The 542-nt window shown below is 47.2% G+C and carries 1 pseudogene; it reads left to right on the top strand.

Annotated features, from left to right (window positions below):
* Positions 1 to 542: pseudogene (locus R7Z77_RS27955) on the top strand (HAMP domain-containing protein); the annotation flags it as partial.

The following is a 542-nucleotide window of genomic DNA, read 5'->3' as shown; positions in this document are numbered from 1 at the left end:
GATGGGTTTAAGCTGCAAAACTGTTCTGAGCAGAAGCTCATCAACGTAGCTTGGATTGGCGGGTGAGGGTTGGGCGGTATTCTTGGCGCGAGTATGGTTGTTGTCCACTTTATCCGTTTGGAAGTCGTGAGGCCGCTGCGTGCACTAGTATTCGCAAGTGAACGAATTAAAAATCGCTCTTTTGATATCAATTTAGCGGTGTCAAGTGACAACGAAATGGGCATACTCACGCGCACCTTCAATCGGATGGCGACAGACCTCGGTAAGCTCTATCGTGGATTGGAACAGGCGGTAGACGAGAAAACTCGCAAGTTGCAACATGCGAATCAGTCTTTAGAAGTGCTTTATGATTCCTCAAAAGAGCTCACGGCATCGCGCATTAATCAGGATAACTTCCAGGCGATTTTGAAGCACATTGAGAGCTTAGAAGGCATTAAAGCGGTAAAGCTTGAACTCGAACAGCTGGGAGAGCCTAATTGGATCCTTACGGAAGGGGAAGAGTGCTGCCATGATTGTGATGATGAATGTCATGCAGAACCTTT

Source organism: Vibrio sp. 1401, from assembly GCF_033340295.1.
This window is presented reverse-complemented; position numbering and strand designations above follow the sequence as displayed.